Source organism: Corynebacterium tuberculostearicum (assembly GCF_032821615.1).
Classification (GTDB): domain Bacteria; phylum Actinomycetota; class Actinomycetes; order Mycobacteriales; family Mycobacteriaceae; genus Corynebacterium; species Corynebacterium tuberculostearicum_H.
In genome coordinates, this window is record NZ_JAVBIF010000002.1 from 186,316 (window position 1) to 195,554 (window position 9,239).

Sequence of the window (9,239 nt, forward strand, 5' to 3'; positions counted from 1 at the left end):
TTTATGAGCAATGCCGCGCCAGACACCCAATTGGGCAAGATCGTCTTTGTGGGCGCTGGTCCAGGTAATCCCGACCTGCTGACCGTCCGCGCCCGCGAGGTTCTGGCAAATAGTGCCATCGCCGTGACCGATCCGCAGGTCATGCAGGGCGTGCGCGATGCCGTCGCCGCCGCGCTGCCCGTTCCACAAGAGCTTCTCGACGCCGCCGAGGCCGAATACGCCCAAATGTGCGCCGATGCCAAAGCCAAGGGCGCGCGCCGCAAACCGCCGCGCCCCGCACCGCCGACGGCCGCGGTGCTGTACGAGCCGGCCGCAGATATCGTCGGCCAGCTGCGCGAGTGCTTGGTCGAGGCCGATGGCGAGGATGTGATCCGCCTGGTCACCGGCAACCCGCTGCACCGCGAGTCCATCAAGGCCGAGATTAACGCCGTGGCGTCTGCCGGCCTGGAATTTCAGGTAGTGCCGGGCATGTCCCTGCCATCTACCGTGCCGTCCTTTGCCGGCATTGCGCTCGGCTCGACCTACACCGAGGCCGACGTAACCGACGGCGCCGATTGGGACGCGCTGGCCAATGCCACCCAGCCCATCGTCCTGCAGGCCACCAAGGAGGACCTGCCGGTCATCTCCGACGAGTTGCAGCAGCGCGGCATGCCGGCCGAGACCGAGGCATTTGTCACCGTCCACGGCACCACCCGCCTGCAGCGCACCTATGAGACCACGCTGGGCACCATGGGCAAGCTCGACGCGGACCTCACCGGCCCGCTCGTGGTCACCCTCGGCCGCAGCATCGACGACCGCACCAAGTACTCCTGGTGGGAAAACCGCCCGCTTTACGGCTGGCGCGTGCTCGTCCCGCGCACCAAGGAGCAGGCCGGCCCGATGTCCGCGCGCCTGGCCGGCTACGGCGCTATCCCACAAAACGTGCCCACCATCTCCATCGAGCCGCCGCGCAATCCGGCGCAGATGGACCGCGCCATCAAGGGCATCGTCGAGGGCCGCTATAAGTGGATCGTCTTTACCTCCGTCAACGCCGTGACCGCGGTGTGGGAGAAGATTGCTCAGCTCGGCCTCGACGCCCGCGATTTCGCCGGCGTCCACCTCGCGGCCGTGGGCACGAAGACTGCGGCCGCCATCCGCGCCAAGGGCATGGTTCCGGAGCTTCTGCCACACAAGAAGAAGCAGAACGCCGAGGGCCTGCTCGATGTCTTCCCCAACTTCGTAGAAGACATCGACGCCGTCGGCCGCGTCCTGCTCCCGCGCGCCGATATCGCGGCCGACACCCTGGTTGACGGGCTCAAGGCCCTCGACTGGGAAGTCGATGACGTCGTGGCCTACCGCACCGTCCGCGCCGCCCCGCCTTCGGCCGAAATCCGCGACATGATCAAGACGGGCGGCTTCGACGCCGTCGCCTTCACCTCCGGGTCCACCGTGCGCAATCTGGTGGGCATTGCGGGCAAACCGCACCAGCGGACGATCATTGCGTGTATCGGGCCGTCGGCAAGAGCGGCCGCGGAAGAGATGGGCCTGCGCGTCGATGTCGTGCCCGAAGTTGCGGACGTGCCCTCGCTTGTCGACGCCCTCGCAGACCACGTGGCCGCCCTCCGCGCCGCCGGAAACCTGCCCGCGCCGCGCAAGAAACGCCGTTCGCGCAAGAAGGCTACTAAGGTCGACAAGGCATAAGTTTTAGTCTCGCTCTAAGGAGTACCCAATGAGCACCTTCCCAGCCCGCCGCCCACGCCGCCTGCGCACCACCCCGCAGATGCGCAACCTTGTGGCCGAAACCGAGGTCCGCCCCTCGGACCTGATTCTGCCCATGTTCATCGTGGACGGACTCGACGCCCCGCGCGAGATTCCCTCCATGCCGGGCGTCTACCAGCACACCTTCGACTCCCTGCGCCGCGCGGCCGAGGAGGCGTTGGAAGCCGGCGTGCCGTGCATCGACCTTTTCGGTGTGCCGCTCGATGAGGACAAGGACGACACCGGCTCCGTCGCCTGGGACCCGCAAGGCATTTTGAACCGCGGCATTTCCTGCCTGCACGAGGAATTCGGCGACGACCTCATCGTTATGGCCGATACCTGCCTCGACGAGTTCACCTCCCACGGCCACTGCGGCGTGCTGGATGACAAGGGCCGCGTGCTTAACGACGCCTCCGTCAAGCTCTACCAAGACATGGCTCGCTCCCAAGCCCGCGCCGGCGCCCAAATCGTCTCCCCGTCCGGCATGATGGACGGCCAAGTTGCCGCCATCCGCGCCGATCTCGACGAGGCCGGCCACGAGGACGTGGCCATCATGGCCTATTCCGCCAAGTACGCCTCCGCCTTCTTCGGCCCGTTCCGCGATGCCGTCGGTTCCTCCCTGGAAGGCGACCGCCGCACCTATCAGCAGGACCCGCGCAACTTCCGCGAATCCCTGCTTGAAGCCGAGCTCGACATCGAAGAGGGTGCGGACTTCGTCATGGTCAAGCCCGGTCTGCCCTACTTGGACGTGCTCTCGGCCGTGGCGGAGACTTCCCCCGTGCCGGTCGCGGTCTACCAGGTCTCCGGTGAGTACGCGATGGTCAAGGCCGCGGCCGCCAACGGGTGGATCGATGGCGAGTCCATCATGCTCGAGTCGCTGACCGCATTCAAGCGCGCCGGCGCCGGCCAGATTCTGACCTACTTCGCTACCGAAGCCGCCCGCCTTCTCAAGTAAAGGACCCCTGTGACTGCTACGCCCCCGTCGCCCGCCCCTGCCCCTCGCGCGCAACGCCCGCCGCGGAAGCAGCAGCGGCCGGAGTCCGTGACGTACATGCTGTGGCTGTGGCTGGGTGCGCTATGCGGCGAGGCCGTGCACCAGGTGCTCAACGTGGTGCTCACGCTGCTCAACCACGACGTACTCATGTCGCAGGCCAAGGAGATGGCCAAATCCGCACCGGCCGGCGTGGATGAAGCCCAGCTTTCCGACGCCTTCCTCCGCACCGCCGCCTACGGCTCCGTCGCCCTTTCGGCGGCCGTTTCGCTTGCGATTATCGTGCTGCTGGCCTTCCTGTTGCGGTCCCTTGCAAACCGCAGCAAGCGGGCCGGCACCTCGCGCCGCGTGTGGTTCGCCTTCTCGCTGTACTTCGGATTCCGCATCCTGCTGGCCTTCATGGTCACCCCGGCCGGCGCGGACGTGCCCGATTGGCTCTTTGCCGCCGATGGCATGGTGCAGATCCTTGTCGGCGTCGCGGCGGTCCTCGGCCTGATTTTCTCCGTGCGGACCGAAACCTTGGACTACACCGGCGAACTCGAGCAAATGCGCGAGCTGGAAAAGGAACTCGAGCAAGCGCAGCGCGAGAAGAAGCGCGCCGAAGAAGAGCGCAAGCGCTCCAAGGACGACCAGCGCGGCAAACGCGACGTCGGCAAGCGCGATCGCACCAACCGCACCGACCGCGTCGGCCGGTCTGATCAGGAGGATAAGCGATGAATAACACCGAGCGGCCCGGGCCCCGCGACTATAACCGCGCGGCCCGAAACACCTCCGCCAAGGAGAGCCTCGACGCGTGGCCGCGGCCGCTGCGCTGGGCATATTGGGTGCTCGTCGTCAGCGCCGTGATTATGCTGGTGAGCGGTATGGTGGGCATCTTCGGCTCGGGCGGGCCACAAGCAGAGCCGCAGAATGCGCAGGTCGCGGAGTACCTCCATTCCAATCGCCTGTTTGTCGCGGTGACCAATGCCGTCGGCGCCATCCTGCTTGCGCTCTTCGCAGCGCAGCTGGCCGGCGGGTCCAAGTGGGCGCGCCGCATCATTACCGTGGTCATCGCGTTCGCGCTTTTTACCAATATCGCCGCCCTCGCACTCGGAATCGGCGGGCTCGGGCTGCTGATTATCCCCATCACCTTGATTGTCGCCCTCGCGCTGCTTTTCCAGCCACAGTCCAATCGCTTCATCAAGGACCGCAGCTTGCGTGGCTAATTAGCCCCCACTCCAACTTTTGATTCATAATTGGGGCATGTCTCGACTCAATCGTGCCCCGCTTATCGACGCCGCCCTCGGCCGCACCCCCTCCCGGCCCCCAGTCTGGTTCATGCGCCAGGCCGGCCGCTCGCTGCCGGAGTACCGCGCCGCCCGCGAGGGGATTAGCATGCTCGATTCCTGCTTCATGCCGGAACTGCTGGCAGAAATTACCCTCCAGCCGGTGCGCCGCCACGACGTCGACGCCGCCATTTTGTTCTCCGATATCGTCGTCCCGCTCAAGGCGGCGGGCGTCAAGGTCGATATCGTGCCCGGTCGTGGGCCGGTGATGGAGCAGGCGGTGAGGAGTAGGGAGGACGTCGGCAAGCTGCCGCTGCTAGAAGCCGACGTCCCCGAGGTCACCGAGGGCATCGCCCGCATCCTGGCCGAGCTTAGCGAAACCCAAGCGCTCATTGGCTTTGTTGGCGCGCCGTTCACGCTGGCCAGCTACCTTGTTGAGGGCGGGCCATCCAAGAACCACGAGCGCACCAAGGCCCTCATGCACGCCGAGCCGGAGACCTGGCACATGCTCATGCGCCGCCTAGTTCCGACCATCACCCGCTTCCTGCAGGTGCAGGTCGACGCCGGCATTGATGCCATGCAGCTTTTCGATTCCTGGGCCGGCTACCTCAACGAGCGTGACTACCGCGAATTCGTGCTGCCGTACTCCCGGGAAATCCTGGCCGGCGTGACTATCCCGCGCATCCATTTCGGCGTCGGCACCGGCGAGCTCTTGCCGGCCATGTCGGAGGCGGGGTCGGAAGTTATGGGCGTCGATTATCGCGTGCCCATGGACGCCGCGGCCGAGCGCGTAAGCGCCCGCGTGTTGCAGGGCAACCTCGACCCGGCCATGCTTTTTGCCGGCGACGACGCCGTGCGCCAGGCCGTGCGCACCATCCGCGGCGAGGTCGATCGGGCCCGCGAGCGCGGCGATATCGACGGCCATATCTGGAACCTCGGCCACGGGGTCTTGCCAACTACCGACGCGGAGGCCATCACCCGCGCCGTATCCATCATCCACGAGGAGGGCTAAATGCGTATTGCGATTATTGGTGCTGGCCTGGCGGGCTTGACGGCCGCCTACGAGCTGCGCGACCACGACGTTGAGGTTTTCGAGGCCGCCGGCCGTATCGGAGGCAAGCTGTACTCCGTGCCGTTTAATGACGGCCCCACCGACATGGGCGCCGAGGCCTTCCTCGCCCGCCGCCACGACGCCGTGGAATTCATCGAATCCCTCGGCCTGGGCGGGAGCTTGGTCGAGCCCTCCGGCCTGCATTCGCTGGTGTATTCCGGCGAGCTTAAGCCGCTGCCGCGCGGCGGGATGATGGGCATTCCTTCGCACTCGGAGCCGGTCGCACACCTGGTCTCGGCTGAGACCGCCCGCCGCATCGATAACGAGGAGCCTTTCGAGTGGACGGCCGGCAGCGACGTCTCCGTCGGCCGCCTGGTGCGCCAGCAGTTTGGCGACGACCTCGTCGACCACGTTATCTCCGCCCTGCTCGGCGGCGTGTACTCCTGTTCGGCCGACGATCTGGGTGTGCGCGCGACCATCCCGGCGCTGGCCGAGACGCTCGACGCACTCTCCGCGCGCGGCCCAGTCACCCTCTCGGCCGCGGTCCGCTCGCTGGAAGAAGCCCGCGCGGCCAAGCCGAGCAGCGGCGGACCCGTCTTTCAGACCTTCCGCGGCGGCTACGCAGAACTCTACGAGACGCTGGCCGATAAATCCCGCGCCAAGATTTACCTTGATACCTTCATCTCCGGCATCACTCGCGAGGGCGAGAAATTCCGCTTGGCCGGCGCACCCGGCGACACCGCCGCCTTCGACCGTGTGCTGGTCGCCACCCCGGCCCCGACTGCAGCGCGCCTGTTGCCCAAGGTATCCCCGGGGGCGGCGGAGCGGTTGAAGAGCGTGAAGCTGGCGGCGTCGGCAGTCGTGGGCCTGAAGTTCGAGTCTGACACGGACCCGGCCGGCAACGCATTGCCGCAGAACTCTGGCATCCTCGTGGCTACGGACCAAGACGACGTGCACGCCAAGGCCTTCACGCTGTCCTCTCGCAAGTGGCCGCACCTGGCCGAGCGCGGCGGTGCCTTGGTGCGCGCCTCCTTCGGCCGCTTTGGCGACGACGCCATCGTCCGCGCCGAGGAGGACGACCTCGTTGACTATGCCCTCGACGACCTCCAGCGCCTCACCGGCTTCGACGGCCGCGCCGCGGGCGTTGCCGAGATTTTCACCCAGCGCTGGTTCGGCGGCCTCCCGCGCTTTGATGCCGGCCACCTGGAAACCGTGGCCGGCGCGCGCGGCGCCCTCGCGGCGACGCCGGGCATCGATGCCACCGGCGCTTGGGCCGGCGGGGTTGGCGTACCCAATGTCATCGCGGATGCCCGCGCTGCCGCGGCCCGCATCGCTCGCTAGCTGCGGGGCTCGCTAGCTGCGGGCATGCCAATGCGGCAGCAGGGCATCCTGCTGCCTGGCGGTTTAGGGGCTAGTGGGCCGGTGGCGGTGCTGGCGCGGTATCTGCCCAGGGCGGCTGCCACACCACGCGGCCTCGGCGCCGAACGAGGCGCCCGCGCACCGGTGGGGCATTAGGGTCATCGTCGTTGACGCCGTTGTGGTACGGACAACAGGTCGCCAGGTTTGCCATATTGGTATCGCCGCCGTGCCGCCACGCCTGCAAGTGGTGCACCTGGCATTTATCCGCCGGATAGTTGCATTCCGCCCACGGGCATACCGGATTTTCCGCGGCGGCCATGAGCCGCTGCTTCTCGCTGGCCATGCGCTCCGTCCGGTAGAGGTTGACCGCGCCCTCGAAGGGGTGAACGAGGGTGATAAGCCCGCGCTCTGCCAGCGTGCGCGAGACAAGTTCCGCGCCGGTGAGGCGGGCGCCGTTGGTGAGCTGGATGGTGATTTCCTCGCCGTCGCCATCGATGATGCGGTCAAGCTCGTCGAGCGTGATGATCGCGTTGGTCGTAATGGTTGGACGGGTGGCTGGGGCGGCGCCGGAAGGGGAGAAGAGCTCCGCAACGGAATCGAGCGGCGCGTTCTCGTCCAGGCTGGATTCCAAGTCCGCGATGAGTGAGGAAGGCCCGGTAATCGCGAGGGTCCACGGCGCGTCTTTACGGCGGCGGATACGCACGCCGGGGCGCGGCGGGGTCGGGGGATTGAGCTCGCGCAGCTTTTTGCGCGCCAGCTTTTCCATCTCATCGGTATCGGCGGCGGTGCGGCACAGCTCCACGCGCAGGCGCCAGGCATCGCGCTTGGTCTTAGCGCGGGATGCGTAGCGCTCGATTACCTCCAGCGTGGGCAGCGGGTGGGCGCGGTCGCGGGCGGCGGCAACCGCCTGGCGTTGCTGGCGGGTAAAGGAGGTGGGGGCAAAGAGGGCGTCGGCAAGCGTGAGCAAAGTGCGGGCCGTCTTATTGGGTGCCCCTGCGGCGCGCAGCTGGTCTTCAGACATGCCGGCGCACCCGGCAACGATATCGATGCCAGGCGCCAGGGCCGCAAGATAAGTCTGAAGAGCTGTCATGCCCCGCAGCCTAAGCCACGGCGCGCAACCCGCGCGAGGGCGAGCGCGCGAACTTGTGGATAACTAGGGCCCAAAGGGCGAATTTCGGCCCGCACGCCCGGCGGGCCTGTGGATAACTAGCCCTTATTGCGGAAGACGAAGATGGAGGAGAAGTCCTGATCGCCGTGGCCCATGGCCTGCATTTCCTCGAAGCGGCCGATGGCGGCGGTCAGGGCGGGCAGCGGCTTGGTGGAGGTCATCTCCATGAGCTTGGCGTCCTTGGCTAGGGCGTCGACGGTGAAATCGCCCGGGTCGGTATTGCGCTCGCCGGTGATAAACGGCGCCTTCATATTGGCGATGAAGGACAGGCCGGTGACATCGAGCATCTGCAGCACCACCTCGGAGTCTAGGCCCTCGGACTCGCCGAGTTGCAGGGCTTCGAGCAGGCCCTCGGCGGTGACGGCGAGCGCGAGGTTCGCCAGCAGCTTTCCGATGGCCGCCGTGGCCGCCGCCTCCACTCCGATGAGCTTGTCTTCTCCCGCCCAGGACTCGGCGAGGGACATGGCTTGCTCGCGGCGGGCGTCGTCAGGCGTGCCCACATAGACGCCGAGCTTGCCCTCGCGGGCCGGGCCGAGCGTGCCGACGACCGGGGCGTGGACGTAGGTGTCCACGGCGGCGGCGAATTCGCGGGCATCGTTGGGCGAGACGGTGGTGGTGTCGATCCACGTCACGCCGGCGGGGATGAGCTGCGGCTCGACGACGACCTCGCGGACATCGTCCGGCCCGAAGAGCGAGGTGATGATGACCTCGGCGTTCGCTACGGCCTCGGTGGGTGAGGCGGCAAGCTCGGCGCCTTCCTCCACCAGCGGCTGGGCGCGCTCGGCGGTGCGGTTCCAGACGGTCAATTCGATGCCGTCTTGCTCAGTGAGCAGGCGGCGGGCTAGTTCGGTTCCCATGCGGCCAGTTCCAAGAAATGCAATCCTCATGCTTTCCCAGTGTGCCATCATTGGGTGCAGGTTCGCCGCGTCTTGCGCGAGCCCCGGACGAGGGAGCCGTACCCGGCAACGCGACAAGACGGCCAGGAAGCAGTTATGGCGTGGTTCATCTTGATTTTCTCCGGCGCATTCGAGGCCGTGTGGGCGGCGGCGTTGGATAAGTCCGCAGGTTTTACGCGTTTGTGGCCCTCGCTTATTTTCCTCGTGGCCTGCGCGATTTCCATGGGCGGGCTGGCGTGGGCGATGCGCAGCATCCCGGTAGGCACGGCCTATGCGGTGTGGGCGGGCGTTGGCGCATCGGTGGCGGTTATTTATTCCTTCGCGGCCGGACACGAGGCCGCCACGGTGTGGAAGGTGTTTTTCCTCGCCATGATCATCGGCGGCATCGTGGGGCTGAAAGCGGTGAGTTAGAGGCCCGGAATCCGCGGCGCGGGTGGCAGCGGCGGCGCAGGTGGCGGTGCGGGCGCAGGCATAGCGGGCACTGCCGGCATATCAGGCACCGCGTCCTCGATGCGCCCGCGGACTTCGTGCGGCGGAATATTGAGGTTCGGCAGGCCGCTTTTGTCCCGCGCAGGTGGGCGTGGGGCCGGCGCCGCTGGTTGCGGGCGGGGTGCCGGTGCGGGCGCTGGCGCGGGCCGCTGCTGGGGCGCGGGAGCCGGGGCAGGACGCGAACTAGGCGCAGACTCAGGCGCCGGCGCCGCGGCCGATGGCGAAGGCCGCTCGGTCGGCGGCGAGGGAACCGGGGCGTCCTCCCGAGGCAGGTCGCGCGGGG

9 protein-coding genes, 1 pseudogene and 1 riboswitch are annotated in these 9,239 nt (G+C 67.3%); of the genes and pseudogenes, 8 read left to right on the forward strand and 2 right to left on the reverse strand.

Features of this window, described 5'->3' with window-relative positions:
• The first annotated feature begins 3 nt into the window (after positions 1-3).
• Genes RAE09_RS03730 through RAE09_RS03755 form a run of 6 tightly spaced genes read left to right on the forward strand, consistent with a single transcriptional unit; the run spans position 4 to position 6,385 of the window.
• On the forward strand, positions 4-1,680 hold the full coding sequence (locus RAE09_RS03730) for a bifunctional uroporphyrinogen-III C-methyltransferase/uroporphyrinogen-III synthase (protein WP_316980982.1): 1,677 nt from the start codon (positions 4-6) through the stop codon (positions 1,678-1,680).
• Positions 1,681-1,708: 28 nt separating this feature from the next.
• Positions 1,709-2,692, forward strand: a complete 984-nt coding sequence (gene hemB / locus RAE09_RS03735; RefSeq protein ID WP_200435968.1) for a porphobilinogen synthase — start codon at positions 1,709-1,711, stop codon at positions 2,690-2,692.
• A gap of 9 nt (positions 2,693-2,701) precedes the next feature.
• Positions 2,702-3,445: a hypothetical protein gene (locus RAE09_RS03740; protein WP_316980983.1), complete on the forward strand. Its 744-nt coding sequence runs from the start codon at positions 2,702-2,704 to the stop codon at positions 3,443-3,445.
• Positions 3,442-3,933: a tellurium resistance protein TerC gene (locus RAE09_RS03745; RefSeq protein WP_316980984.1), complete on the forward strand. Its 492-nt coding sequence runs from the start codon at positions 3,442-3,444 to the stop codon at positions 3,931-3,933. Before RAE09_RS03740 ends, RAE09_RS03745 begins: the two co-directional genes overlap by 4 nt.
• 37 nt (positions 3,934-3,970) lie before the next feature.
• Positions 3,971-5,005 (forward strand): uroporphyrinogen decarboxylase, encoded by a 1,035-nt coding sequence (gene hemE, locus RAE09_RS03750; RefSeq protein WP_316980985.1) that lies wholly within the window; start codon positions 3,971-3,973, stop codon positions 5,003-5,005.
• Positions 5,006-6,385 (forward strand): protoporphyrinogen oxidase, encoded by a 1,380-nt coding sequence (locus RAE09_RS03755; RefSeq protein WP_316980986.1) that lies wholly within the window; start codon positions 5,006-5,008, stop codon positions 6,383-6,385.
• A 70-nt stretch (positions 6,386-6,455) separates the two neighbouring features.
• On the opposite strand, the gene RAE09_RS03760 is transcribed toward RAE09_RS03755, so the two are convergent.
• A complete protein-coding gene (locus RAE09_RS03760) occupies positions 6,456-7,493 on the reverse strand; it encodes an HNH endonuclease signature motif containing protein (protein WP_316980987.1) in 1,038 nt (345 codons plus the stop codon).
• A gap of 116 nt (positions 7,494-7,609) precedes the next feature.
• On the reverse strand, positions 7,610-8,458 hold the full coding sequence (locus RAE09_RS03765; RefSeq protein ID WP_316980988.1) for an NAD(P)-dependent oxidoreductase: 849 nt from the start codon (positions 8,456-8,458) through the stop codon (positions 7,610-7,612).
• 31 nt (positions 8,459-8,489) lie between these two features.
• A riboswitch (guanidine-III (ykkC-III) riboswitch) is annotated at positions 8,490-8,555 on the forward strand.
• A gap of 8 nt (positions 8,556-8,563) precedes the next feature.
• Here RAE09_RS03765 and RAE09_RS03770 point away from each other — a divergent pair.
• Positions 8,564-8,878, forward strand: a complete 315-nt coding sequence (locus RAE09_RS03770; protein WP_250413600.1) for a DMT family transporter — start codon at positions 8,564-8,566, stop codon at positions 8,876-8,878.
• Positions 8,879-9,028: 150 nt separating this feature from the next.
• Positions 9,029-9,239: pseudogene (locus RAE09_RS03775) on the forward strand (hypothetical protein); the annotation flags it as partial.